A 25,224-nucleotide genomic window follows, 5' to 3' on the forward strand; every position below is an offset into this window, starting at 1 on the left:
TCGCATCCGCCACTGGACAGTCCGATGAGCGGGCTACCTGGCGTGGATGTCGCGCAGCGCGCCGTCGAGCTGGCTGCGCGAGCGGATACCCAGCTTCGCGAACACCTTGCCGAGGTGGTACTTCACGGTGTGAGCGCTGATGAACAGTCGCGCGCCGATCTCCGGGTTGGACAACCCGTCCCGGGCGAGGCGGGCGATCTGGACCTCCTGCGCGGTCAGCTCCGCGACGGACGGCCGCGCGCTTCGGCGCCTCGCCTTCTCTCCGGTCGCCAGCAGTTCACGCCGGGCGCGCTCGGCGAACGCCTCCATACCGATCGACTCGAAGAGGTCGAGGGCGGCGCGCAGCTGCGCACGGGCGTCGACCCGGCGGCGTTGTCGCCGTAGCCATTCTCCGTACAACAGATGGGCGCGGCCGAGGTCAGGTCGCAGACCCGCTCTGGCGAGACGATCCACAGCCTCGACGTACGCGCTTTCGGCGGCGTCGTCGCCGCTCGTCACGGCCCGTGACCGCGCCTCGACGCCGAGGCTCCAATCGGTACCGCTCGGTGTGGTCGACTCGGCCAAGCGGTCCAGGGCGGCCGATGCGACGGCGGTTTCTCCGAGACGTGTCGCGGCCTCGACGAGTTCGGTCAGCGCCCACCACGACGCCCCGCCGTCACCTCGGTAGGACGCGGCGTACGCAGCGGCCTCCCGTGCCGCCCGGTAATCACAGCGGGAGTTCGCCGCAACGGCTTTCGCCCATGCGATCACGGTCAGGCCGTGACCTTCACCTCGCCGATGCGCGTCGAGGCGCGCTTCGGCGCTGAGCGCCTCCAGTTCGGCGTGCCGACCGCGCCACGCCGTCAGGGCGATCTCACTGTAGGGAGTCAGGTTCTTGCCCATGGCGTCGATGGCGGCGCGCATTTCCTCCGTGGTTCGGGCCGCCTCGTCGAACTTTCCGGTGAACAGCAGCGGCAGGAAACGGCAACTCAGCGCCAGGGGGAGATGGCTCACGGCGCCGGCGTCGCGCACGAGCTGCACAAACCGTGCCGACAGCGAGATGTGCCGGTCCATGTCCCAGATGCGCGCGGATGCGAAGCAGGCCAGCACCATCCAGCGGAGTTCCTCCTCGGGGCTCATCCCTCGGCCATAGACCCGCAACGCCTCGGCAACAGTGGGCAACCCTTCGCCGAAGCCGTCGTCGTACAGGGTGGCTATGCCGTCGAGCAGCAGATCGCACGCCCGCGGTGAGCGCAGTCCGCGGGTCACCGCGCGGGCGGCTTCCGACACCTCCACCACGCCGCCGTCTACGGCGAGACGGCCCGCGAACAGCGCCGCGGCGAGCGCATCGAGGTAGGTCTCGCGCGCCAGCGCCGCGTCGACGGTCTCCAGGCGGCGCGCGGCGCACAGCAGCAGGGGCGCGGCATCGTTGCCGTGGTTGCCGATTGACGCGAGTTGAGCGCGAACCAGGTCGACCCGGGCCCGCTGCAAGCCGCTCAGCGGTGCGTTGTCGGCCGCTGTCAGCAGGTCCCGCGCTCGGTCCAGCTGGCCGGCCTGAACCATGGCCGACGCGGCTGCGATCGCCAGGTCGCAGCGGCGGGCCGAATCGAGTGTCAGGGTGGAGGCGCGCTCGAGGAACGCCGCCGCCGCCGAGAAACCGCCTCGCGCCTGTGCCCGGCCGGCCGAGCGCTCCAATTCACCCGCCACCTCCTCGTCCGGGCCGACCACCGCCTGGCCGAGGTGCCATGCCCGAGAATCCGGATCGGCCGCGGCGTCGGTCACCCGGGCGAGGGCGCCGTGGATGCGGCGCCGGTCGGAGAGAGGAACGCAGCGGTAGGCAGTCGAGCGGATGAGAGGGTGGCGGAAGCGCACCCTCGTGCCGATCTCGACGAGTCCCGCGTCCATCGCGGGCTCCGCGACATCCGGGTCGAGTCCGAGCACGTCGGCTGCCGACCACAACAGCGCGGGATCGCCGGCCGGCTCGGCAGCGGCCAACGCCAGCAGTCGACGCGTCGCCGGAGGCAGACTCTCGATCTGACGCCTGAAGTTGCCTTCCAGGCTGTGCGTGAATGTTGCTGGCGGCAGGCCGAATCCGCCCGCAAGGTCCGCTGAGGAAAGGGTCCGGGGTACTTCCAGCAGTGCCAAGGGGTTCCCGCGCGCCTCGGCGATGATCCGGTCGCGCACCCGAGCGTCCAACGGGCCGTCGAGAACGGCGGACAACAACGTTCGGGAGTCGTCGTCGCGCAGGCGTCCGAGGGGCAGCGTCGGCAGATCCCGAAGATCCTCACCGAAGTTTCGGGTCGCCAAGACGATGCCGAGCGATTCGGCGCCGAGCCTGCGGGCGACGAACCCCATGATCCGCGACGACGCTTGGTCGAGCCATTGCTGGTCGTCGACGAGCAGCACGAGTCCGCGATGCTGCGCGGCCTCCGACAGCAGGTTGAGGACTGCGAGCCCGACGAGGAATGGATCCGGCGTGGGTCCGTCACGTTCCCCCAGGGCTGTGCACAGCGCATCCCGTTGCGGCGCAACGATCCTGCTCATCTGATCCGAGATGGTGGCGCACAGCCGGTGCAGCGCCGAGAATGCGAACTCCATCTCCGATTCGATGCCCGCGATCCGGACCACGCGACAGCCCGTGGCCCGGTCCGCCGCCTCGTCGAGCAGGGCCGTCTTACCGATGCCGGCCTCCCCGCACACGACCAGCACCCGACTCTCGCCGGAACGCACCGCCGCGAGCAGGTCATCGATCTCGCGGCACTCGTCGCGTCGGCCGACTAGTTCCACCATGCCTCCTGGCTTGGGCGTGGGGTATCACCGGTGGTGAGCCATTGCGGACGCTACCCGCCGCGCGCCGGAGGTGTGCGCCTTCGCGCTCACTGTGTGGGGCGGAGCACCACGATTCCCGGGATCGTGCGGACGTAGTCGGACAGCGGTTCGTCGACCACCTTGTTGTTGGCCCGCAACGACGACGCATTGCGGATGACGGGTCCGTCCGGCGCGTCGACGAAGATCCCGACATGGGTGACGTCGAGGCCACCGTCCTCGGCGTAGGCCCCGATGTAGTCACCGGTCTGCAGTCCGCCGACCACGGTGTCGTCGATCGTTTCGCTCGGGATGTAGGTGACCTCCCGCGGCACCTCGGGCAGTCCGGGCAGAAACACCCCGCCGTCGTCTTTCCGGTTGAGCCGCTTGGCTACCGAGACCGATTCCGCGCCGAGGTCGGCGGTGACGTCGGTGGCGATCGGCGGCGTCGCGGCCGCCCAGTCGGTGAAGAAGTGCTTGCGGTGACGGAATCCGACGAGGCCGTCCTTGTACCGAACCTCGATCAGACGGTCGATGAACTGCTCACGGTCGTCGGCGCGTTTGAGGGCTTCGACGTAGTCGACGTAGGTGAAGCAGTCGACCGCCTCGAGGTCGACGACGAGCTCCTCGGGCTGCACCGCCGACCCGACGAGGGTGTTCGCCCGGTACGGCACGCCGAGGAACTGCCGCGAGACGATGTCCGACTTCTCCGGAACCTGTTCGTCGGCAGCGGAATTGCGTGCGGCGAGCAGCCTGTGCAGTACCTGCTCGCTGCGGCCGGCCACTCGGACGACCGGTGGCACGCGCGGATGGGCGGCCAGGTATTCGGCGACCGGGATGGGGCGGTCGGCGGAGTAGCCGACGGGCAGGACCACCTCACCCGCCGTCGAGTTGTAGTAGACGTCCCAGCGGTAGTAACCGGCGAACGCGGCAGGATCGCGGGCGAGCACCGCGGCGTAGTCGCTGACCGCGCGCACGTATTCGTTGGAGTTGTTGTAGCGCCACAGTGCGGCATCGGGGTTGCGGGCGAAATTGTTGGCGGCGAGGTAGCGGCCCGCGGCCATGATGCTGTCGTGCGGTGAGCGGATGTCGCCGCCGGCGCCGTAGGCGGCGAACGTCCCGGGCATGAATTGCATCGGGCCCTGAGCGCCCGCGGTACTCACGCCCGCGATGCGGCCGAACGCCGTCTCGACCATGTTGATCGCCGCCAGATAGTTCCAGCCGACACCGAAGGCCTTCTCCGCCTTGCGGTAGTAGCCCAGCAGCTCGTCGGCGGGCGGCGGCGCGGTGATCCGCCACGCCGGCAGGGTGGCTTTCGCGTCGCCTCGGCTCAACGAGGTCAGCTGCCGGCGCGCGCTGACATTGCGGTCGTAGATCTCCAGCAGTGGCTGCGGGATCCGTGGCCGGGCGATCGGGTCCCATTCCGGGTGGTGGCCGAGAGCGCGGTAGGCCAGCTGCTGGCGTCGCGCCGCCGCCAGCACCGTCGCCTCCGGTGCCGAGGGATCACGCAGGGCGCGTTCGTCGGCGACCAGGTCGTCGGCGATCTGTGCTGGGTTCGACGCGACCCGCAGCGTCGGCGGGACCGGGCGTGGCGGGGCGGGAGAGGGTGCGGCCGCGGCCGGCGGTGCTGTCGGCGCCGCCGGTTCGGCGGATGCCGAGCAGCCGACGGTCAACGCGATGACGGCGAGCAGCGTCGGCGCGGCTCGGCGCATACCTCGGACGTGGTGGTGCAGTCTCACTCGTGTTCACTTCCCGCGGTCACCTGTATCCGCCGCGACGAGCCCCCGCCGGCGGATGCCCCACACCCCGGTGGCCAGCAGCAGGATGACGCTGGCGACGGTGATGGCGGGCAGGCCGAATTCGGTGATGAGCGGCACGGACAGCGCCGTGATGAGCCCGCCGCCGAAGATCGGCTCGTAGGCCAGTTGCTTGTATCCGTAATCGTTGGCCGTGCTCGTGCGGCGGGCGGGGTCGACCATGTCCGCGAGCACGAAGCCGGTCGCGACATTACCCTGCGACTGGCCGAAGTCGGAACGCACGAGCCAGCCGACGGCGAACATGACGCCGAGGATCACCACCGCCAGGCCGACCGTCTGTGCGTCGGTGAGGCGGTCGATCATCGGAGCGTGTCCTCGGTGTGAGCCGGCACCACCAGCACGTCGCATCGCGCCTCCCGCATGACGTGCTGCGCGACGCTGCCCAGGAACGCATACGACACCGGCGATCGCGCGCCCGTGCCGACGACGATGAGGTCGACCGAACGGGACCGGCTGAGCTCGGCCAGTCGAGTCGGCGGGTCCCCGGGCGTGACGACGACTTCTCGCGGGCGCGGCGTCAGCGTCTCGCTCAACCGCGAAACCAGTTCGCGCTCTTGCTCGACGGTGACATCGCGCAGCTCGTCGAGCTGATCGTCGCCCACACCGGACATGCGCATCAGGCTCTCGCCGACGACGGTGCAGGCGTGCACCGCGATGTGCTCGGCGGTGGGGGTGAGCGCGCAGCCGAACCGCGCCGCGTCGGCCGAGTCCGGCGTGGTGTCGACCGCCAGGATGACCCGGCGATACGGCCCCTCGACGGGCCGTTTCGCGATCAGCACCGCTGCCGGGGACATCCGCACCACGTTCTCGGTGGTGGTGCCGAGGAAGATCTCGGTGAGGCGGCGCTGGCCGCCGGCGCCGATCACCACCAGATCGGCCCGGCGCTGGGCCGCTTCGTCGGTGATCTCGACCGCCGCCCTTCCGCGGCGGACCGTGACAGCGGCGGTGTCGGCGCCGACCATTGCGCCGAGCTGAGTGTGGACCGCGGCGCGCGCAATTTCGGTGAGGTCGGCCCTCGTCCCGGCCTCGAGTACGTGCAGGGCGGTCAGTTCGGCGCCGTGCTCACCGGCCAGTCGGGCTGCCCGGGTGACCGCCACCGCGGCGGGTGCGGACAGATCCGTCGCCGCGAGGACATGACTCGGCGCTGCGGTCGCCACGGCCATCGGGTCCCCACCTCCGATCATCGGCGACGATACGCAGAGATCGACATTGACGACCGCGCATTGCGGTGTTCGCGGCCACCTTTTGTCCCACCTGTCACATAAGTCCCAGATTTCACGTTTATCACAGGAGTATCACGGCAAGTCTCTTTGTCGAGGGCAACCTCGCAACGCAAATGGACCGGCCGAAAAGGACTCCCCATGAACACCGTCCTCTATATCAACCCCAAGGGCGTGGTTTACGAAACCCGCGCCTTCAGCAAAGCGGATATCGCTGACCTGGTGAGCGATTACGGATTGGAAAGTCTCTCCAGCGCCGACCGGCAGTTCGACTTCTGGTTCACCCCCTCCACCCGGCGCTGCCAGCGCCGAATCAACCGCAGCGCCACCGGGCTGCTGTTGTCCGCGACGGCGTTCACTGCGAGGAATGTGCCGCTTCTGCGCGGTGGCGTGGTCGTCGCAACCCACGATTCGGACGGCGACCTCGACGGCCTGAGCTGGGAGCAGCTGGATCAGCTGGCACGACTGAGCCGCTCGTTGACCAGCCGCGACCATCGCGTACTCACCCGGCGGTCCAATCGCGCCGACGGGCGTATGCAGCGCCGTCCGGCAACCCCGGTCGGGACGCCCGTGGCGATCGCGGAGCACCGCGAATCCGTCCGGCATTGAGTTGCGCGAAGACACGCGATTCGCCATCCCGGCGAATGGCGTCACCCGGATTGTGAGTGCCGGACAACTCAGCCCCGTGACCTTGTCGGGTTTCGGCTAACCCCGCGGCGGACATCTCCTGCACCATGGAATCGGCCGTTGATCGAGATGGGGATCGATTCCAGGGAGGTGGGTGATGCGCGTCGAACCTCCCGCGGTCGATCGGCACGACGACGGGTGGGAGACCTTCCGGATTGGGTTGCCCCGGTGGCCGTGGGTGCTGCGGCTGTTCAACCGTGCCCCGCTGGTGCGGACTGTCGACCGGCTCGAGGCGACCGTGGTGGCGCTGACCGTCGCGGTCGCCCTGCTCGCCGTGCCGGTGGCTGCCGCCATCGGGACCGCCGTGCACGACTCGCGCAGCGCCCACTACGCCCAAGAAGCTGATACCCGCCATCACGTGACGGCGGCGATCACCGACGTGCCCGACACCCCGCCGTTCTCGCGGACCGGGACGATCATGGTTCCGATCGAGTGGTGGGACGACGGCATCCAGCGGACCGGGACCGCCCAGGTGCACGCGACCGTGGAAGAGGGCGACACCGTCGACCTCTGGGTCGATGCCGACGGCGTCGAGGCGTCCGCACCCGCACCGGCGTCGCGGGCCGCCGTCGAGGCAGTGACGGCCGCCGTCGCGATCTGGGTCAGCGTCGCCGCAGGTGTGGCGATCCTGGCCACGATCGTCCAGCTGGCGTGCGACCGGATCCGGTTCGCGGAGTGGCAGCACGACCTCGACAGCATGGCGGGTAACGGGGGCGGCCACACCAACAGCCACCCCTGAGCGGGCGCGCCGCGCCGGGTGAACCACTACCGGGACTTGTCACCGCCCTTCGGTAGGGTTCCCGCGTGACTTCGAGCCTGACCGTCAGATCCGTAAACGCCCGTCTCGCTGAGGAACTCGCCGTCGGTGAGGGGCAGGTCGCTGCCGCCGTCCGGTTGCTCGACGAAGGCGCGACCGTGCCGTTCATCGCGCGGTACCGCAAAGAGGTCACCGGCAGCCTCGACGACGCCCAGCTGCGCACGCTCGAAGAGCGCCTGACCTACCTGCGCGAGCTCGACGACCGGCGGGCCGCGGTGCTCGCGTCCATCGACGAGCAGGGCAAGCTGACCGATGACCTGCGGGCCGCGCTGCTCGCCGCCGACACCAAGTCGCGGGTCGAGGACATCTATCTGCCGTACAAGCCCAAGCGGCGCACCAAGGCGCAGATCGCCCGTGAGGCGGGTCTCGAACCCCTCGCCGATCGCCTGCTGGCCGATCCCACCGTGGTCCCCGAGGAGCTGGCGGCGCAGTACCTCACCGACGGTGTGCCCGATGCCGCGGCAGCGCTCGACGGGGCCCGCCACATCTTGATCGAACGCGCCGCCGAGGACGCCGACCTCGTCGGCGCCGTGCGCGAGAAGTTCTGGTCCGACGGGGCCCTGCGCACCTCACCCCGGTCGGAAGATGTCGCGAAGACCCCGGCGGGGCAGAAGTTCCGCGACTACTTCGAGTACTCCGAACCGCTCCAGAACATGCCCTCGCACCGGGTGCTGGCCGTCATGCGGGGCGAGAAGGAAGAGGTGCTCTCGCTGAACTTCGACGGCGGTGAGGACGAGGTCTACCTCGCGATGGTCGCGCGGACGCTGGGCATCGACATGACGTCGACGGCCCCTGCCACCCCGTGGCTGGGGACCACCGTGCGACTGGCGTGGCGCGTCAAGCTGATGGTCTCCGCCGCCGTCGCCGCCCGGGTGCGGCTGCGGCAGCGCGCCGAGGAGGACGCGGTCGCGGTGTTCGCCCGAAACCTCAAGGACCTGCTGCTCGCCGCGCCCGCCGGGACCCGCACCACCCTGGGGCTCGATCCAGGGTTCCGCACCGGCGTCAAGGTCGCGGTCGTCGACGGCACCGGCAAGGTCGTCGACACGTGCGCGATCTTCCCGCATCAGCCGCAGAAGCAATGGGATCAGGCCAAGGCCACGCTCGCCGCGCTGGTCGCACGCCACGGCGTCGAACTGATCGCCGTCGGCAACGGAACCGCCTCGCGCGAAACCGACGCGCTGGCAGCCGAATTGATCGCCGATATCGCCGCCGCGGGCGCCAAGGCGCCGGTGAAGGCGATGGTCAGCGAGGCCGGGGCGTCGGTGTATTCCGCATCGGCCTACGCCGCGCACGAACTGCCGCATCTCGACGTGACGTTGCGGGGGGCGGTCTCCATCGCCCGCCGGCTGCAGGATCCGCTCGCCGAACTCGTGAAGATCGAGCCGAAGTCGATCGGGGTCGGCCAGTACCAGCACGACGTGACGCCGGGAACGCTCGCGCGCAGCCTCGACGCCGTCGTCGAGGACGCCGTCAACGCGGTCGGGGTCGACTTGAACACCGCGTCGGTGCCGCTGCTGTCGCGGGTCTCCGGGGTCACCGACACCCTCGCCGAGGCGATCGTCGCCCACCGCGAGAAGACAGGCCCGTTCCGCAACCGCACATCGCTTCTCGACGTTCCGCGCCTCGGCCCCAAGGCTTTCGAACAGTGCGCCGGCTTCCTGCGGATCACCGGCGGCGACGATCCGCTGGACGCCTCGGGCGTGCACCCCGAGGCCTATCCGGTGGTGCGGCGCATCCTGGACCGCTCCGGGGTCACCCTGGCCGAGATCATCGGCAACGAACGGCAACTGCGCTCACTCGAACCGGCCGAGTTCGCCGACGACCGGTTTGGTATCCCGACCGTCAGCGACATCCTCGCCGAACTCGAGAAGCCGGGACGCGATCCGCGCCCGGCGTTCTCGACGGCGACGTTCGCCGCCGGGGTGGAGAAGGTGGCCGACCTCAAGGTGGGCATGGTCCTCGAAGGGGTGGTCACCAACGTGGCGGCATTCGGTGCGTTCGTCGACGTGGGCGTCCACCAGGACGGGCTCGTCCACGTCTCGGCGATGGCCGACCGCTTCGTATCCGACCCGCATGAGGTGGTGAAATCCGGGCAGGTCGTGCGGGTGAAGGTCGTCGACGTCGATGTCGACCGCCAGCGGATCGGGCTGAGCCTGCGCCTCAAGGACACCCCGCAGCGCGACAAGGCCACACCGCGCCGTGACGCCGGCCCCCAGCGCCCGCAGCAGAAGCGAACCCCGCAGCGCGAGGGCGGCCGGCGCGACAACGGCCGTCGCGACAACGGCCGTCGCGAGAAGGCGCCGTCGGGGTCGATGGCCCAGGCGCTGCGCGACGCCGGTTTCGGCCGGTAGCGCCGCCGCGGGCTAGCGCCGAGCGAGCGCCCTCGTCGACGCCGGTCTGCGGCGCACCCGCTGCGGCCACCAGAACCACGGGCCCAGCAGCGCCGCGATCGAGGGCGTCATGAACGCGCGGATCACCAGGGTGTCGAACAGCAGGCCAAGGCCGATCGTCGTACCGATCTGGGCGGCGACGGTCAGTTCGCTGACGACCATCGACATCATCGTGAACGCGAACACCAGACCGGCGGCGGTCACCACCGAACCGGTGCCGCCCATCGCGCGGATGATCCCGGTGTTGATGCCCGCGGGGAGTTCCTCTTTGAGGCGCGCCACCAGGAGCAGGTTGTAATCGGCGCCGACGGCCAGCAGGATGATGACGGCCATCGCCATCACCATGAAGTGCAGCTCGATACCGAACAGGTGCTGCCACACCAACACCGACAACCCGAACGACGCACCGAGCGACAGGACCACGGTGCCCACGATCACCGCCGCGGCCACCAGAGCCCGGGTCAGGATCAGCATGATGATGAAAATCAGTGACAGCGCGGCAATCCCGGCGATCAGCAGATCCCAGTCGTTGCCTTCCTGCATGTCCTTGAACGCCGCCGCGGTACCGCCGATGTAGATTCGCGAACCCTCCAGCGGCGTGCCCTTGATGGCCTCCTTGGTGGCGGTCTTGATGGCGTCGATGCGGTCGATGCCCTCCACCGTCAGGGGGTCACCCTCGTGGGAGATGATGAACCGGACCGCTTTGCCGTTCGGCGAGATGAAGCTCTCCATCCCGCGTTTGAAGTCCGCGTTCTCGAAGATCTCCGGCGGCAGGTAGAACGTGTCGTCGTTCATCGCGTCGTTGAAGGCGTCGGCCATCGCCGTCGAGTCCACATCCATCGCAGCCTGCTGCTCCAACAGGCCCGACTGAGTGGAGTGCATCGACAGGATCGTCGAGCGCGCGTTCTCCAGGGTCTGAATCGTCTGCGGCATCAGCTCGAGCAGCTGCGGCATCAACGCGTCGAGCCGCTCCATGTCCGGGATGATGGCCTGGAAGTCCGCGGTCATGGTGTCGACACCGTCGAGGGCGTCGAATATCGACCGCATCGACCAACACACCGGGATGTTGAAGCAGTGCGGCTCCCAGTAGAAGTAGTTGCGGATAGGCCGGAAGAAGTCGTCGAAGTTGGAGATGCTGTCCCGCAACTCGGCGATCTTGACGGACAGTTCTTTGGACTTGTCGACCAGGTTGTGCGTGGTCGCGCTCATCTCCTGCATCAACCCGATCATCTCGGTCATCGTGTCGATGGACTTCTGTGTCTCGCCGGCTTGCGCCAGCATGGTCTCCGTCATCTCCTGCAGATACGGCCGGGTCATCGTCTGCATCACCCCGCCGAGGCTCATCTGCGCCGGGATCGTGGTGTTCTCCAGCGGCTTGCCCTGGGGCCGGGTGATCGCCTGGACGCTGCCGACGCCCTCCACGCGAAAGACCGCCTTCGCGATCTTGTCGATGACCAGGAAGTCGGCCGGGTTGCGCAGATCGCGGTCGGTCTCCACGAGCAGCAGTTCCGGGTTCATCCGGGCGACGGAGAAGTGCCGCTCGGCGGCCGCGAAACCCTCCATCGCGGGCAGGTCGTCGGGCAGATAGTTGCGGTCGTTGTAGTTGGTCTTGTAGCCGGGCAGGGTGAGCAGTCCGATCAGCGACGCCGCGATCGTCAGCAGCAGGATGGGCCCTGGCCAGCGGACCACCGCGGTGCCGAGGCGGCGCCAGCCGCGAATCCGCATCGCGCGCTTGGGTTCCAGTAGGCCGAACCGGGTCGCCACGGTGATCATCGCCGGCCCCAGCGTGAGTGCGACCAGCACGGCGACCGTCATGCCTACGGCCAACGGGATGCCCAGCGACTGGAAGTAGGGCAGCCGGGTGAAGCTCAGGCAGAACGTCGCGCCGGCGATCGTCATACCGGAGCCGAGGACCACGTGCGCGGTGCCACCGAACATCGTGTAGTACGCCGACTCCCGGTCTTCGCCGGCGCTGCGCGCTTCCTGATAGCGGCCGATCAGGAAGATCGCGTAGTCGGTGGCCGCCGCAATCGCCAGCGCGACCAGCAGTGTGGTCGCGAACGTCGACAAGCCGATCAGGTCGTGGTAGCCGAGGAATGCGACCACGCCGCGCGCCGAGGTCAACCCGAGCAGCACCATGCCCAGGACCAGCAGCACCGTGGCGATCGACCGGTAGACGATCAGCAGCACCACGATGATGACGGCGAACGTCACCATCTCGATGACCCGCACACTGCGGTCGCCGGCGATCTGCTGGTCGGCGGCCAGCGCGGAGCCGCCGGTGACGTACACCTTGACCCCGGGCGGGGGAGACAGGCCGGTCACGACGTCCTGTACGGCCTTCACCGATTCGTTGGCCAGCGCCTCTCCCTGGTTGCCGGCGAGGTAGAGCTGGACGTAGGCGGACTTGCCGTCGGTGCTCAGGGCACCCGCTTCGGTCAGCGGGTCGCCCCAGAAGTCCTGGATGTGTTCGACGTGCCTGGTGTCGGCCTCGAGCCGGTCGACCATGTCGTTGTAGAAGCGGTGGGCCTCGTCGCCCAGCCGTTCCTCGCCCTCCAGCACGATCATGACCGAGCTGTCGGATTCGAACTCCTCGAAGACCTCGCCGGCGCGGGTCATCGCGATCACCGACGGAGCTTCTTCGGGCGCCATCGACACCGACCGCATCTGGCTGACGACCTCGAGCTGCGGAACGGTGAGCGACAGCACCGCCACCAGCAGAATCCAGCCGAGGATGATCGGGACCGCGAACCGCCGGATCCATTTCGCCGGGCCCGTGCGCGGCGCGGCCTTCGGCGTGGGGTCTGACGGGGGACCGAGGCGGCGCCCAGCCTCAACGTGCGAGTTGGGCAACTTCTGGCAATCCTCCGTGCGACGTGGTGTCGCCCATGTTGATAGCAGATCGCGAACGATTTCAGTGGCCTCCCTCCGCGGCGGGCGGGGCGGCCACTGTGGGATGTCCCACGAATCCACCGCGGGGTATCCGGGAACACTGGTGTCACCGGTCCGCCCCTCGCCCCGGCGCCCGGTACGGTCGGGACGGACTGAAAGGATCTCTTCTGATGGCCACCCCGCACGGCGGCTCGCGTCTCGGTACCCGGTTCGGCCCGTACGAACTCCGGTCCCTGATCGGAGTCGGCGGGATGGGCGAGGTGTACCGCGCCTACGACACGGTCAAGGGCCGCATGGTCGCGCTGAAACTGCTGCGCGCGGAGATGGCCGCCGATCCGGGCTTCCAGGAACGCTTCCGCCGCGAGTCACGCGTCGCGGCGCGTCTGCAGGAACCGCACGTCATCCCCGTGCACGACTTCGGCGACATCGGCGGTGTCCTCTACATCGACATGCGCCTGGTCGAAGGCGCCAGCCTCAAGGACGAACTGCGCGCCAACGGGCCGCTCGACGCCAAACGCGCGGCCTCGATCGTCGCCCAGGTCGCGGCCGCGCTGGACGCCGCGCACGCCGACGGGCTGGTGCACCGCGACATCAAACCGGAGAACGTCCTACTCAACCCGGACGACTTCGCCTACCTCGTCGACTTCGGCATCGCCCACACCGGAGGTGACCCCGGGGTCACGTCCACCGGGATGATCGTCGGGTCGTCGGCGTACATGGCGCCCGAACGCTTCAGCGGCGGACCCGTCGGCCCGCCGGCCGACGTCTACTCGCTGACCTGTCTGCTCTACGAATGCCTCACGGCCAGAGCGCCCTTCGAAACCGGCGACCTGGGGCAGCTGATGAGCGCCCACATGTTCGCCCCGCCGCCGCGGCCGAGCATCATGCGCCGCGGGGTCAGCCGTGCGTTCGACGACGTCATCGCCCGTGGGATGGCCAAACAACCGGGGGACAGGTTCGCCTCGGCCGGTGAGCTGGCGAAGGCGGCGACCGCGGCGGCGATGCTGCCCGCCGCGGCCGCAGGCGCCGTCATCGCCCCGGCATCGCCACCGCCGAGCACACGCCAGTTCTCGTCGGTGTTCGCCAACCCCGCCGCCACCGGCTACACCCCGTATCCGCCTCCGGCGCCGCCGCGACCGGCGGCCGAGGCGCCGGCCAAGAAGAACACCGCGCAGGTGGCGTTGATCGCGGCGATCATCGTGATGTTCGGGGTGGCCGCCGTGCTGGCCGCGATCCTCGCCTTCACTGGGCAGGACAGCGCGCCGACCGCCCGCACCACGCTCACCCCGACGACCGCGCCCTACGACGAGAGCGTGCCGACCACCACGCGGACCACCACGCCGACGACCACCACGACCACGCCGTCCACCACGACCACGACGAGCACCACCCCGTCGACGTCCACCACCGGGCGCGCCCCCGAGGGCGTGACCGGTGCGGACGCGCAGGGATTCGTCGGCCACTACGCCCGCTGCGATTCCGGCGGCTCGCCGGCGGCGATGGTGCGCACCGCGCAGTCATTGGCGATCGTGTGCCGTGACGATGACGACAACTACTACTACCGTGGTGAGCGTCTCAGCGACGGCGCGACGATCCAGTTGGACGGTGCGAGCCCAGCGGGCGGCGGATACGACGCCGTCGATCCGTCCAGTGGTGCCCGGTACGAAGTTCGGCCCGACCGGCTCACCATCGTGAGCAACGGCCGGGCCGATACGTCAGAACGCGTTCTGGAGTACTACGCGGACTGAGAGCCGACTAGTGCGGACTAGTTCTTCGCCGCGCGCTCCTGCTGACGCTTCTCCTTCTCGGTCTCCGCGAGATCCTCGACACGGTCGGCCTGCGCCCGCTTGGCGGCCGCGGCGCCGGCCTTGTCGGCGGCATCGTCAAGCTTCTCCTGAGCCATCTTCTCGACGCTCTTCTCGGTCGCCTTGATGACGGCCTCTTCCTGGCGGCGGGCGTTCTCGGCGGACTTCACGCGCTGCGCGGCCACCTGATCGGCCTGCTCCTTGGCGTCAGCGGCCCGCTTCTGCGCGTTCTGCACGGCGTTCTGCTTGCGCTCGGACGCCGTTTGGCGCGCCTCCTTGATCTCGCGCTGCCGGTCCTGCTCGGCCTGCTCCTGCTCACGCTTGGCCTGCTCGCGGGTCTGCTTCAGTTCCGCGTCGGCCTGCTCGGCCACCTGGGTGGCGGTCTCGTCGAGCTGAGCCGCCCGGCGCAGGGCCTCACTGCGTTCGATCAGCGCCGCACCGCGCTGCTCCACGTCGGGAGCGCTGAGCGCGTTGCCGACCGCGAGGTCGAGCATGCCGAGCGAGCGCTCGTACAGCAGCCGGGCCGGCGCCTCGGAATCGAGGCGCGCGACCACGCGCTCCTCGATCACCTGCAGCGGGAAGCGGGCGATCTGGTACTGGAATCGCAGTACCGCGAACGGGAAAGTGGTGATCTTCATCGATTACTCCTGGGTCGTCTATCGCTGTTCGGGGACGTCGGCGTCGGCGGCGAGCTGGTCGGCCTCGGCCCGGATGCGCTCGGCCTCGGCCTTCGCGCTCGCGGCCGCCTCGGCGGCTTCCGCACGCTCATCGGCGGCCTCGGCGACCTCGGCGGCTGCCGAGACCTTCTCGGCGCGAGCTTCGGCCTCGGCCTGCTCGACCTTGCGCTGGGCCTCGGTCTCGGCCTGCGACGCGTCACGCGCCGCACGCTGTGCCGCGGCCTGTTCGGCGTGCCGCTTCTGTGCGGCCTGGTCGGCGCGGGCCTCGCGCTCGGCGGCAGCGGTCTCGGCGTTCACGGCGATGCGCTCCTGCGCACCTTCCCGCCGGGCCTCGGCCACCTCCTGGCGAGCCTGTTCGGCCTCGGCCTCGGCGACCGCCTCGACCGCGTTGGCGTCCTTGCGCTCCTTGGCCTGCGTCTGTTCCAGCTGTCCCTCGGCGGTCAGCGAGTCGTTACCGGTCACGGCGCCGACGACCTCTTTCGCCTTGCCCTTGACCGAGTCGATGAGGCCCTTGCGAGCCTGGTCGGACTTGTTGTTCTCAGTCATCAATTCCCCTCAGTAGGTATCGCGAGGAGCATTCCCGGCCTGCTGGCGATCAACACGTCGATGTGTCCTGGGCCACTCTCTGGGTTTTCGCCGAGCCACGCCCGCCCTGGTTAACGGGCCGCAACGCCCCGTAAAACAGCGGGGTTAGGAAATTGCAAAGCGGGGTAAGATCAGCGTCGAAGCTGTGAACAGCCTAAACAGCTTGGCGTGCGGAGGACAGCGAACATGTATACCAATGAATTTCCTGAGGAAACCCTTCGAAACAACTTTGAACATTGGTTGTGTGAAGCGATCCGCACCGGTGTCCGCAACGGGCACCTGCAACCCCTCACGCCGCTGACCACCCAGACCTGGCAGTTGATCGACGAGGTCGCCGACGCCGCCGCTGCGGTCGGTGGACAGTCCGCGCACGTCGCCCGCCTCCAGGACGTGGTCCTCGCGGCCCGTGACCAGTTCGCCCGTCAACTCGACGGAAGCCACCGCGCACCCGAGATGCTGCTCGGCCAGGTCGCCAGCTAGCCCGGAACTTCGCAAACGACAGTGCAGACGGTGATCCGCCGTCTGCACTGTCGATGTCTGTCCGCGCCGTATCCGGCAAACAATCTCGGGACGGTCACGAAGCCGTTGCGGTTCCCTCGCTGACCGCCTGACATACCTCAGGGGCCACTACTGTCACAGTGGTATCTCGCCGCGCGCGACGGGCCCGAAAGGTGTGACATGCCGGCCATTCGACGACTGGCAGCGCTGACCATCGCGTCGACGACCGCGGCCTCGCTGGTCCTGCCGCTGGCGACCAGTGCGCCCGCCGCCGCCGATCCCTGTTCGGTCCCCGTGGCCGCCGCACCGTCGGCGCGCAGTGCCACTCCCGGCGCCAACCCGGGCGTCGCGCTGCCGCGGTTCCCGGTCCTACACCTGCCGATCGGCCGCAAGCCGGCGCCGAAGACCACCCCCGCCGAGGCCGCGCAGGCCGACGCGGCCGTCGCCCCCGAGACCCAGGCGCGGGCGGCGGCCGCCCCCGCCGCGTCCGGAGCGACCGTCGTCGACACGATCGTCGGCCCGGCGTCGGACTCCTACCAGCGGTTCGGCATCTCCGGCGCCGACCTCGGGATCATGTGGGACAACGGCCAGTCCGGTACCCAACGCCAGGTGCTGATCGCCTTCGGTGACACCTTCGGCAACTGCACCCTGCCCGACCAGGAATGGCGCAAGAACACGCTGTTCCGCAGTTCGACCAAGAACCCTGCCGACGGGCTGAACGTCCCGAGCCCCGTCCCCGGCGACCGGTACGGCGGCTCGCCGGCCAACGCCGACCGACCGAACTTCTCCCGGCAGGTCATCCAGAGCCTCAACCTCGCCGCCACCGAGGTCACCGTCATCCCCACGGCCGGCATCTCCGTCGGCACCCGCCAGTACGTCAACTTCATGTCGGTCAGCCAGTGGGGTGCGCCCGGCCAGTGGTCGACGAACTTCTCGGCGGTCGCGGTCTCCGACGACAACGGGGAGACCTGGACGGTGCCGCGCACCAGCATCCGCCCCAGCTGGTTCAACACGGTGCCGGGCGTGCAGTTCGTCTGGGGCGACCAGAACTTCCAGATGGGCGCCTACGTGCGCCACAGCGGCTACGTCTACGCCTACGGCACCGGTGCCGGACGCGGCGGCATGCCGTTCCTGTCCCGCGTCGCCGAGAACGCCGTCGCGGACAAATCCGCCTATGAGTACTACACCCCGTTCGGCTGGCTGAAGGGATTCCCGTTCCTGGCCATCCAGGTGGTCTGGGCGCCCGGCAGCGAGATGTCGGTCGCCTGGAACGAGCACCTCGAGAAATTCGTGATGCTCTACACCAACACCGCGAGCAACGTGGTGATGCGCACGGCCGACAAACCCGAGGGCCCGTGGAGTTCGGCCAAGACGATCGTGACCTCCGCGGCGGTACCCGGCGGCATCTACGCCCCGTACATCCACCCGTGGTCGACGGGCAACGACCTGTACTTCACGCTGTCACGCTGGTCGGACTACAGCACGCTGCTCATGCACACGACGCTCGGTTAGACGTGCACATCGCGCAGCCCGACCGCGTTGCGCAGGCCCGAGCAGTTGTAACAGCCCACGCAGCCAACGCAATTCGCGCAGCGAGCGCATCCGAGGCAGCCGACGCACCGGACGCAGGCGAAGCAGCCGGCACACGCCAGGCAGGCGCTCATCGCGAACGACAGTGCCACCAGCGCACTTCCGGCGACCGCGGCGCTGTTGACCGTCGCGAGTGAGCCGCTGATCCCGGCGCTGTTGACGGTGCCCATCGACCCCGACACGCCGGCGCTTCTCAGGGTCGCCACCGATCCGGCCACGCCCGCGCTGTCGCGGGTCGCCTTCGACCGCACCACACCGCGGCGCCGATTCATCCGGCCGTCTTCCCGTTGTCGACCAGGTACACCGCGCCGTGCACCGCCGCGGCGTCGTCACTGGCGAGGAACGCGATGGTCTTGGCGACGTCGGCGACGTCCATCATCCCGCGGGGCGCGGCGATGCGCATGATCAGGTTCCAGTCCGCCTGTTCGGGTGCGGCGAACTCCGTCGTCTGCGGCGTGACCATGCCACCCGGGCAGATGGCGTTGACGCGCAACCGATCTGCGGTGAACTCGATGGCCAGCGCCCGCGTCAGCCCGACCAGCCCGTGTTTGGCCGCACAGTAGCCCGCCGAGTACACCTCGCCCTCGATACCGGCGATGGAGGCGACGTTGACGATGTTGCCGCCGGTCTCGAGCAGGTGCGGCAGCGCCGCGCGGCAGAGGTAGAACGGCCCGTTGAGGTTGACGGCGAGGTCGCGGTCCCAGTCGTCGTCCGACATCGACGGCGTGTGACGCATCTGGTGGTAACCGGCGATGTTGGCCAGCACGTCGAGCCTGCCGAACTCGGCGACGCAGTCGTCGACGGCGCGGCGGCAGGCCTCGGGTGAGGTGATGTCGACCGACGCGAAGGACCCGCCGGGCACGTCGGCGAACACCTCGGTCATCCGGTCGGCGTCCCGGGAGATCCCGAACACCGTCGCACCGCGCTCGGCGAACAGCTTCGCCGTCGCCGCACCCAAACCGGACGACGCGCCGGTCACCAGCGCCACCTTGCCGCTCAGCTGTGTCACGGCAACGACTGTCTCACGCCGAGGCGCGCGGCCGGGCGGGAGGCACCGCCGCCAGCAGATCCCGCGTGTAGGGCTGCTCGGGCGCGGCGAACAGCTCCGCGGCCGGGCGGTGCTCGACCGCGGCCCCGTCGCGCATCACCAGGACGTCATGGCTCATCCGCTGGATGACCGCGAGGTCGTGGCCGATGAACAGATAGGTCAGCTCGAGATCGCGCTGCAGGCGGGTGAGCAGGTCGAGCACCTTCGACTGCACCGAGACGTCAAGGGAGGCCGTGGATTCGTCGAGGATGAGCAGGTCCGGTTCGGTTGCCAGTGCCCGTGCGATGCTGACCCGTTGGCGCTGACCGCCGGACAGTTCGTGCGGGTACCGTGACGCGAACTCCGCGGGCAGTCCGACGAGGTCGAGCAGTTCGGCGACCCGCGCCCGGCGGCCGTCCCGCCCGTCCACCAGCTTGTGCACGGCCAGCGGTTCCCCGATCGCAGCACCCACCCGCATCCGGGAGTTGAGCGACGAGAACGGATCCTGGAACACCAGGCTGATCCGCCGCCGCAGCCGCTTCTCGTCGGCGCCGCGAACCCCGAACACGTCGACGCCGTCGAGCGTCGCGGTCCCGGCGTGGGGTGCCACCAGACCGGTCAGCGCAGCGGCCACCGTCGACTTGCCGGACCCGGACTCGCCGACCAGGCCGAGGGTGGTGCCACGACGGATCCCGAACGAAAGGTCCTGCACCGCATGCACCGTCGAACGGCCGGTCGGTCCGGACACGTCGAAGCGCACGTCGAGGCCGTCGACCTGCAGCAGGACAGGGGAGTCCGGATCGGCGGGTGGGGGACCGTCACCGCCGACGAGGGGGCGGGCCGCCAGCAGCTCGCGGGTGTATTCGTGGCGCGGCCGGTCGAAGACGTCGAGTACCGGAGCCTGCTCCACGGCGCTTCCGTGCTGCAGCACGGTGACGTCGTCGGCGACCTGTCCGATCACGCCGAGGTCGTGGCTGATCCACACGACCGCGGTGCCGAAGTCGCGCTGCAGGTCTCGCACCAACTCGACGATCTGCGCCTGGGTGGTGACGTCGAGCGCGGTGGTCGGTTCGTCGGCGATGAGCAGTTCGGGGTCACACGCCAGCGCGATCGCGATCATCACGCGCTGACGCTGACCGCCCGACAGCTGGTGCGGGTAAGAGTCCAACCGGCGCTGGGCCTCGGGCAGACCGACGGCGGTGAGCAGTTCCAGGGCACGGCCCCGCGCCTGCCGCCGCGTCATGTTCCGGTGCGCTTCCAGCGATTCGGTGATCTGACGTTCCAGCGTCAGCAGCGGATTGAGCGACGTGCCCGGATCCTGGAACACGAACCCGATCCGCCCGCCGTGCACGGTGCGCAGCGTGCGCGCCGACGCGTCGACGAGCTCGATCGGCGGCGCTCCGCCGAGCAGGCTGGACCCGCTGATCCGCGCCCCCGGTGCGTCGAGCAGACCCGTTGCGGCCAGCACGGTGATCGACTTCCCGGACCCGGACTCACCGACGATGCCGAGGGTCTTCTCGCGCTCGACGGAGAACGAGATGTCGCGCACGATGTCGCGGCGCCCGATCCGCACGGCCAGATCGGCGACCTCGAGGACGGGTCCGGTCATTGCTTTCTCCGCGCCTCGATCATGGTGCGCTGCTTGGGGTCCAGCACATCTCGCATCCCGTCGCCGAGCAGGTTGAACGCCAGCACGATCACGAAGATCGCCGCGCCGGGGAACACCGCCATCCACCACGCCAGCGTCACGAAACCCTGCGAGTCGAAGATCATCCGGCCCAGCGACGGCTGCGGCGGCTGGATGCCGAGCCCGAGGAACGACAGCGCGGCCTCGGAGAGGATCGCGAACGCCAGCGAGATCGAGGTCTGCACGATCAGCGGTCCCGAGATGTTCGGCAGCACATGGCGGGTCAGGATGTAGAGGTGGCCGGTGCCCATCGTCCGCGACACCGCCACATAGGGTTCGACCCGGACCGACAGTGTGCTCGCTCGGGAGACGCGGGCGAAGATCGGGGTGTAGACGATGCCGATGGCAAGGATCGTCGTGGTCACCCCCGGCCCGAGGATCGCCACCACCGCCAGCGCGAGCAGCAGCACCGGGAACGCGAACATCACGTCGACGATGCGCATGAACACCGTGTCGAGCCAGCCGCCGCGGTAGCCCGCGACCACCCCGATCGTCACCCCGACGACCACCGCGAACGCCACACTGATGACCGCGACCCGCATGGAGGCCTGGATGGCGACCAGCACGCGGGAGAACACGTCGCGCCCCAGTTCGTCGGTGCCGAGCCAGTGCGCGCCGCTGGGGGACTGCAGCGCATTCGGCACGTCGATGTCGTTGACGCCGTAGGGGATCAGCCAGGTGGCGAACGCGGATATGACGATCACCACGGCGAGGACGAGCGCGCTGACCACGGTGACGGGATTGCCGAGCAGCAGTCGCCACCCCGGAACTCGCGTCGCGGTGTTGGTCTCGTCGGCCGGGGCGGTCATGACAGCCGGATCCTCGGGTCGACGACGGCGTACAGCACGTCCACGATCAGGTTGATGAGAAGGAACAGCGCGGCCATCAACAGCACGGCGCCCTGGATGACGGGATAGTCGCGGGCGGCCACGGCGTTGTAGACCAGCCTGCCCAGGCCGGGCCAGGCGAACACCACCTCGACGACGATGACCCCGCCCAGGATCGTGGCGAGCTGGATGCCGGTGATGGTGAGAACCGGGATCAGCGCGTTGCGCACGGTGTGGCGCGCGGTGACCACGCGCGGCGGAAGACCCTTGGACCGGGCGGTGCGCACATATCCGGTCGAGGCCACTTCGAGCACCGCCGAGCGGATGTAGCGGGTCATGATCGCCGCCGCGACCACCCCGACGGTCAGTCCGGGCAGGATGATGTGGCGCAGCCACCCGGCCGGATCGTCGAACAGCGGCCGGTAGCCCGACGTCGGCAGCCATCCGAGCGTCGACGAGAACAGCGCGATCAGCAGGATACCGAGCCAGAAGTCGGGGATCGACACGCCGAACTGACTGGTGATCCGCACGATCGCGTCGCTGGCCCGGCCCTCGTGCAGCGCCGAGTAGATCCCCGCGGGCACCGCGATGAGCATCGCGAACACGATGCCGACCAGACCCAGCGACACCGTCGCGGGCAACCGGTCGAGCAGGGTGGCGGTGACCGGGTCGCCGTTGCGGAAGCTCACCCCGAGGTCACCGGTGAGCGCATTGCCCAGATAGCTGAAGAACTGCACGATCAGCGGCCGGTCCAGCCCGCTGGCCGACCGCAGCGCCTCATACGCCTCGGGCGTGTAGCGGGTCCCCAGCGCGATCCGCACCGGATCGCCGGGTACCAGCTGCACCAGCGCGAACACCACGATCAGCACACCGATCAGCACCACCAGCGAGTAGGCGACCCGCCGGGCGAGGAAGCGCACGACGGGGTGGGCGGCCAGGGTTCTCACGAGGATTCGTCCTCACCGAGGACCGCGCTGCGGAACCGGACCGCGCCGTCGCGGCGGGCCTCGTACCCGGACAGCGCGGGGGTCCAGGCCTGGATGACCGACGGGTTGTAGAGGTAGATGTAGCTGACCTCGTCGGCGATGCGGGTGGCCGCCTTCGCGTAGCCGTCCCGGCGGGCCTCGCGGTTGGTCTCGACCCGGCCGGCGTCGAGCAGCCGGTCCACCTCGGGGTCGGAGAACTTCTGGGCGTTGCTGGTGCCGTTGGTGTGGTGCTGGGCGTAGTAAAAGTCGTCGGGGTCGATGTTGCCCAGCCAGCCCATCATCAGCATGTCGAAGTTGCCGTTGTTCTGTTCGTCGAGCCAGGTGGCGAAGTCGACGGTGCGGATGTCGACGGTGATGCCCAGCGGGGCGAGGTTGTCGGCGATGATCTGTGCGGCGGTGACGGTTTCCGGGTACTCGCTGGTGACCAGCATGTCGAGTTTCCCCGGTTTCGCATTCGCCTCGGCCAACAGGCTTTTCGCCTTGTCGACGTCGTAGGAGTAGGTGTCGTACGGCGTGTACCAGGGGTTGCCCTCGGGGATCGCGAGCTGGTTGCGCGCTGCGGTGCCGTAGCTCGTCGCCGCCACGATGGCTTCGCGGTCGATACCGTAGGCGATCGCCCGGCGCACCCGCACGTCGTTCCACGGCGGCCGGGCCTCGTTGAGCGCCAGATACCAGTAGTCGTTGCTGGGCGTGACGGCCAGCCGCAGCGATTCGTCGTCGCGCAACTGCGAGACACGCTGCGGCGGGACCGAATCCGTCCAGTCCACCTCACCGGCCTGCAGTGCCGAGAGCGCCGTCGACGGTTCGGAGATGAAGCGGAACGTCACCCCGGAGATCCGCGGCGCCCCGTCCCAGTAGGACGGGTTGGCGCGCAACGTGATCAAGTCGCCGCTGGTGGCACCGGCGAACGAGAACGGCCCGGTGCCGACGGGATGGGTGGCGATGCGTCCGCTCTCGACGTTGGCCCGCGACACGATCGCCATCCCCTTGAAGCCGCCGAGGTTGGTCAGCAGGTTGGGGGTGGGCTTGTCGACGGTGATGCGCACGGTGGCCGGATCGACCGCCGTGATGTCGGTGACCGCGGCGAACTTGTCGACGTTGGTCAGCTCCTCGTCGATGATGCGGCGGTACGAGTAGACGACGTCGTCGGCGGTGAACGGCGACCCGTCGTGGAAGGTGACGCCGCGGCGCAGGTGGAACGTCCACACCCGCTGGTCGGGGCTGACCTCCCACGACTCGGCCAGCGCCGGGCGCATCTCCAGGTTCGCGTCGGGTTCCACGAGGGTGTCGAAGACGTTCTCGAGCACCTCGAACGAGAAGTACGCGCTGGTCTTGTGCGGGTCGAGCTGATCGGGTTCGCCCGCGATCGCGGCGACCAGGTTGCCCGATGCGGCGTCACCCAGGTCGACCCGCTCGCCGGTGGAGCACCCCGTCATCGCCAGCAGCAGCGCCGCGGTCAGCGCGAGGCAGGCAGCCAGCACCGCGTCACGCCGCATCACGACCACCTCAAGATCAACCGGGCATCTGGACGCTTCGTACCCCCTACAGTCGTGTCCGCAAACGTTTCGAACCGCTGACGAGCCGGGCGGCGGACTGCCATACTGACCGCGATGACGACCCTCACTCGAGTGATAGCCGCCGCGGTGCTGGCGCTCGGCGCTGCGGTCGGTGCGGCCGGCCCCGCCCAGGCCGAGCAGCAGATTCTCGAAGGCGTCTACACCTACACCCAGGCCGACGGTTTGCGCGGTGAGGTGACGATCTTCCCGTCCTGCGTGCCCACCGTCGGCGATCTACGGGAACCGCTGTACCTGCCGGTGGCCTGCCGGCTGTGGGTGCAGGCGTTCACCGGCGTCCAGGGCGGCCAGGCCAGGGTGACCAACGGCGTGTGGACGTACACCACCGCGGTCAAGGACGGCCTCAAATGCCCGGACGGCAGCCTCGGGCCGATCGTCGAGACCTACGAGATCAACACGGACACGATGTCCGGGACCCGCACCACCACCAACGTCCCGGCCTGCAACGGGGCCATGCCGGCCAACATGATCAAGACGCCGTTCACACTCGCCTATGTGCGGCCGCTGGACACTCCGGTCGATCGGTACCCGTTGATCTGCGAGCCGGGCGGGCTGCGGCGCTGCTTCTAGCGCTCAGGCGGTGAAGCCGCCGTCGACATTCCAGTTGGCCCCGGTGATGTAGCTGGCGTCCGGTCCGGCCAGGTAGCTCACCACGCCGGCCACGTCGGATGTGTGGCCGTAATGCCCGACGGCGATGAGTTGGGTTGCCGCCTCGGCGAATTCCCCGTGCTCGGGGTTCATGTCCGTCGCGATCGGACCGGGCTGGACGTTGTTGATCGTGATACCGCGCGGCCCCAGCTCGCGGGCGAGCCCGCGCGTCAGCCCGGCCACCGCGGCCTTGGTCATCGAGTACACCGACAGGCCGGGCGACGGGACCCGCTCGGCGTTGATGCTGCCGATGTTGATGATGCGCCCGCCGTCACCCAAATGCGGGACCGCGCACTGGATCGCCACGAACACCCCACGGACGTTGACCGCCACCAGCCGGTCGAACTCGTCGAGCGGGACCGATTCGACCGCGCCGAAGCTCGCCACTCCGGCGTTGTTGACCAGGATGTCGAGGCCGCCGAGGCGGGTGACCGTCTCGTCGACCGCCGAGGCGATCTGCCCGGCATCCGCACTGTCCGCCCGGATCGGCAACGCCAGGCCGCCGCCACGGGACACGTCGACGACGACCTTGTCCGCATCGGCCACCGACGACCCGTAGGTGAACGCCACCGCAGCCCCGTCGAAGGCCAGTCGCCGCACGATCTCCGCACCGATGCCGCGCGACCCGCCGGTCACCAGTGCCCGCCGCCCGGCCAGCGGGCCGCCGTTCGCTGTCGTCATGCCACCCGAATGTAGCCGCCGCGGCGCCCGCG

Annotated in this window: 21 protein-coding genes; 7 read left to right on the top strand and 14 right to left on the bottom strand. The window is 69.2% G+C overall.

From position 1 onward, the window contains the following. Window positions 1–33: 33 nt before the first annotated feature. From G6N30_RS04320 to G6N30_RS04335, 4 genes are all read right to left on the bottom strand, one after another. Window positions 34–2,769, bottom strand: coding sequence for a helix-turn-helix transcriptional regulator (locus G6N30_RS04320; protein WP_134060724.1), 2,736 nt, complete (start codon window positions 2,767–2,769; stop codon window positions 34–36). A gap of 86 nt (window positions 2,770–2,855) precedes the next feature. Beyond that, window positions 2,856–4,523 carry an N-acetylmuramoyl-L-alanine amidase-like domain-containing protein gene (locus G6N30_RS27430; RefSeq protein ID WP_407664700.1) on the bottom strand — a complete coding sequence of 556 codons (1,668 nt, stop codon included), beginning with the start codon at window positions 4,521–4,523 and terminating at the stop codon, window positions 2,856–2,858. A 6-nt stretch (window positions 4,524–4,529) separates the two neighbouring features. Beyond that, entirely contained in the window at window positions 4,530–4,904 is a 375-nt protein-coding gene (locus G6N30_RS04330; protein WP_234880359.1) for a hypothetical protein, read from the bottom strand. Beyond that, on the bottom strand, window positions 4,901–5,764 hold the full coding sequence (locus G6N30_RS04335; RefSeq protein ID WP_163687398.1) for a universal stress protein: 864 nt from the start codon (window positions 5,762–5,764) through the stop codon (window positions 4,901–4,903). The genes G6N30_RS04330 and G6N30_RS04335 overlap by 4 nt, the downstream gene beginning before the upstream one ends. A gap of 198 nt (window positions 5,765–5,962) precedes the next feature. Between G6N30_RS04335 and G6N30_RS04340 the strand changes: the two genes are divergently transcribed. The 3 genes from G6N30_RS04340 (at window position 5,963) to G6N30_RS04350 (ending at window position 9,676) form a co-directional block, all read left to right on the top strand. Further along, a complete protein-coding gene (locus G6N30_RS04340) occupies window positions 5,963–6,430 on the top strand; it encodes a hypothetical protein (RefSeq protein ID WP_134060722.1) in 468 nt (155 codons plus the stop codon). Between the two features lie 175 nt (window positions 6,431–6,605). Further along, a complete protein-coding gene (locus G6N30_RS04345; RefSeq protein ID WP_134060721.1) occupies window positions 6,606–7,247 on the top strand; it encodes an Rv1733c family protein in 642 nt (213 codons plus the stop codon). Between the two features lie 65 nt (window positions 7,248–7,312). Beyond that, window positions 7,313–9,676: a Tex family protein gene (locus tag G6N30_RS04350; RefSeq protein WP_134060720.1), complete on the top strand. Its 2,364-nt coding sequence runs from the start codon at window positions 7,313–7,315 to the stop codon at window positions 9,674–9,676. Window positions 9,677–9,688: 12 nt separating this feature from the next. On the opposite strand, the gene G6N30_RS04355 is transcribed toward G6N30_RS04350, so the two are convergent. Next, window positions 9,689–12,568 (bottom strand): MMPL/RND family transporter, encoded by a 2,880-nt coding sequence (locus G6N30_RS04355; protein ID WP_134060719.1) that lies wholly within the window; start codon window positions 12,566–12,568, stop codon window positions 9,689–9,691. Between the two features lie 209 nt (window positions 12,569–12,777). Between G6N30_RS04355 and G6N30_RS04360 the strand changes: the two genes are divergently transcribed. Then, entirely contained in the window at window positions 12,778–14,355 is a 1,578-nt protein-coding gene (locus G6N30_RS04360; RefSeq protein ID WP_134060718.1) for a serine/threonine-protein kinase, read from the top strand. A gap of 17 nt (window positions 14,356–14,372) precedes the next feature. On the opposite strand, the gene G6N30_RS04365 is transcribed toward G6N30_RS04360, so the two are convergent. Together G6N30_RS04365 and G6N30_RS04370 are read right to left on the bottom strand one after the other, a co-directional pair. Beyond that, window positions 14,373–15,050 carry an IF2 family translation initiation factor gene (locus tag G6N30_RS04365; RefSeq protein WP_134060717.1) on the bottom strand — a complete coding sequence of 226 codons (678 nt, stop codon included), beginning with the start codon at window positions 15,048–15,050 and terminating at the stop codon, window positions 14,373–14,375. A gap of 18 nt (window positions 15,051–15,068) precedes the next feature. Beyond that, window positions 15,069–15,635, bottom strand: a complete 567-nt coding sequence (locus G6N30_RS04370; RefSeq protein WP_134060716.1) for a CsbD family protein — start codon at window positions 15,633–15,635, stop codon at window positions 15,069–15,071. A gap of 279 nt (window positions 15,636–15,914) precedes the next feature. On the opposite strand from G6N30_RS04370, the gene G6N30_RS04375 reads away from it, so the two are divergent. Both G6N30_RS04375 and G6N30_RS04380 read left to right on the top strand, forming a co-directional pair. Further along, a complete protein-coding gene (locus tag G6N30_RS04375; RefSeq protein WP_234880358.1) occupies window positions 15,915–16,154 on the top strand; it encodes a hypothetical protein in 240 nt (79 codons plus the stop codon). Window positions 16,155–16,352: 198 nt separating this feature from the next. Beyond that, window positions 16,353–17,684 carry a glycoside hydrolase family 183 protein gene (locus tag G6N30_RS04380; protein ID WP_134060715.1) on the top strand — a complete coding sequence of 444 codons (1,332 nt, stop codon included), beginning with the start codon at window positions 16,353–16,355 and terminating at the stop codon, window positions 17,682–17,684. On the opposite strand, the gene G6N30_RS04385 is transcribed toward G6N30_RS04380, so the two are convergent. The 6 genes from G6N30_RS04385 to G6N30_RS04410 are packed head-to-tail and all read right to left on the bottom strand — an operon-like array spanning window position 17,681 to window position 23,785. Beyond that, the gene (locus G6N30_RS04385; protein ID WP_134060714.1) at window positions 17,681–18,034 is read right to left on the bottom strand and encodes a hypothetical protein; all 354 of its coding nucleotides are present in this window, start codon (window positions 18,032–18,034) and stop codon (window positions 17,681–17,683) included. The genes G6N30_RS04380 and G6N30_RS04385 overlap by 4 nt on opposite strands. After that, a complete protein-coding gene (locus G6N30_RS04390) occupies window positions 18,031–18,771 on the bottom strand; it encodes an SDR family NAD(P)-dependent oxidoreductase (RefSeq protein ID WP_134060713.1) in 741 nt (246 codons plus the stop codon). Before G6N30_RS04390 ends, G6N30_RS04385 begins: the two co-directional genes overlap by 4 nt. 13 nt (window positions 18,772–18,784) lie before the next feature. After that, window positions 18,785–20,398 (bottom strand): ABC transporter ATP-binding protein, encoded by a 1,614-nt coding sequence (locus G6N30_RS04395; protein WP_134060712.1) that lies wholly within the window; start codon window positions 20,396–20,398, stop codon window positions 18,785–18,787. After that, window positions 20,395–21,285, bottom strand: a complete 891-nt coding sequence (locus G6N30_RS04400) for an ABC transporter permease (RefSeq protein ID WP_134060711.1) — start codon at window positions 21,283–21,285, stop codon at window positions 20,395–20,397. The genes G6N30_RS04395 and G6N30_RS04400 overlap by 4 nt, the downstream gene beginning before the upstream one ends. Next, window positions 21,282–22,250, bottom strand: a complete 969-nt coding sequence (locus G6N30_RS04405) for an ABC transporter permease (RefSeq protein ID WP_134060710.1) — start codon at window positions 22,248–22,250, stop codon at window positions 21,282–21,284. Before G6N30_RS04405 ends, G6N30_RS04400 begins: the two co-directional genes overlap by 4 nt. Then, complete coding sequence (locus tag G6N30_RS04410; RefSeq protein WP_134060709.1) at window positions 22,247–23,785, bottom strand: ABC transporter substrate-binding protein; 1,539 nt, start codon at window positions 23,783–23,785, stop codon at window positions 22,247–22,249. The genes G6N30_RS04405 and G6N30_RS04410 overlap by 4 nt, the downstream gene beginning before the upstream one ends. A 114-nt stretch (window positions 23,786–23,899) precedes the next feature. Between G6N30_RS04410 and G6N30_RS04415 the strand changes: the two genes are divergently transcribed. Beyond that, complete coding sequence (locus G6N30_RS04415; RefSeq protein ID WP_134060708.1) at window positions 23,900–24,433, top strand: hypothetical protein; 534 nt, start codon at window positions 23,900–23,902, stop codon at window positions 24,431–24,433. Between the two features lie 3 nt (window positions 24,434–24,436). Here the strand turns inward: G6N30_RS04415 and G6N30_RS04420 are convergent, their stop codons facing one another. Next, entirely contained in the window at window positions 24,437–25,192 is a 756-nt protein-coding gene (locus tag G6N30_RS04420; protein WP_134060707.1) for a 3-oxoacyl-ACP reductase family protein, read from the bottom strand. Window positions 25,193–25,224: the final 32 nt, after the last annotated feature.

It is taken from the genome of Mycolicibacterium litorale, from assembly GCF_010731695.1.
Lineage (GTDB): Bacteria > Actinomycetota > Actinomycetes > Mycobacteriales > Mycobacteriaceae > Mycobacterium > Mycobacterium litorale.

Coding starts and splice junctions, on each gene's coding strand:
- G6N30_RS04340 (WP_134060722.1), top strand. CDS start 5,963: ATGAACACCGTCCTCTATATCAACCCCAAGGGCGTGGTTTACGAAACC.
- G6N30_RS04370 (WP_134060716.1), bottom strand. CDS start 15,635: ATGACTGAGAACAACAAGTCCGACCAGGCTCGCAAGGGCCTCATCGAC.
- G6N30_RS04365 (WP_134060717.1), bottom strand. CDS start 15,050: ATGAAGATCACCACTTTCCCGTTCGCGGTACTGCGATTCCAGTACCAG.
- G6N30_RS04415 (WP_134060708.1), top strand. CDS start 23,900: ATGACGACCCTCACTCGAGTGATAGCCGCCGCGGTGCTGGCGCTCGGC.
- G6N30_RS04420 (WP_134060707.1), bottom strand. CDS start 25,192: ATGACGACAGCGAACGGCGGCCCGCTGGCCGGGCGGCGGGCACTGGTG.
- G6N30_RS04335 (WP_163687398.1), bottom strand. CDS start 5,764: ATGGCCGTGGCGACCGCAGCGCCGAGTCATGTCCTCGCGGCGACGGAT.
- G6N30_RS04395 (WP_134060712.1), bottom strand. CDS start 20,398: ATGACCGGACCCGTCCTCGAGGTCGCCGATCTGGCCGTGCGGATCGGG.
- G6N30_RS04345 (WP_134060721.1), top strand. CDS start 6,606: ATGCGCGTCGAACCTCCCGCGGTCGATCGGCACGACGACGGGTGGGAG.
- G6N30_RS04380 (WP_134060715.1), top strand. CDS start 16,353: ATGCCGGCCATTCGACGACTGGCAGCGCTGACCATCGCGTCGACGACC.
- G6N30_RS04320 (WP_134060724.1), bottom strand. CDS start 2,769: ATGGTGGAACTAGTCGGCCGACGCGACGAGTGCCGCGAGATCGATGAC.
- G6N30_RS04385 (WP_134060714.1), bottom strand. CDS start 18,034: ATGAATCGGCGCCGCGGTGTGGTGCGGTCGAAGGCGACCCGCGACAGC.
- G6N30_RS04400 (WP_134060711.1), bottom strand. CDS start 21,285: ATGACCGCCCCGGCCGACGAGACCAACACCGCGACGCGAGTTCCGGGG.
- G6N30_RS04360 (WP_134060718.1), top strand. CDS start 12,778: ATGGCCACCCCGCACGGCGGCTCGCGTCTCGGTACCCGGTTCGGCCCG.
- G6N30_RS04410 (WP_134060709.1), bottom strand. CDS start 23,785: ATGCGGCGTGACGCGGTGCTGGCTGCCTGCCTCGCGCTGACCGCGGCG.
- G6N30_RS04330 (WP_234880359.1), bottom strand. CDS start 4,904: ATGATCGACCGCCTCACCGACGCACAGACGGTCGGCCTGGCGGTGGTG.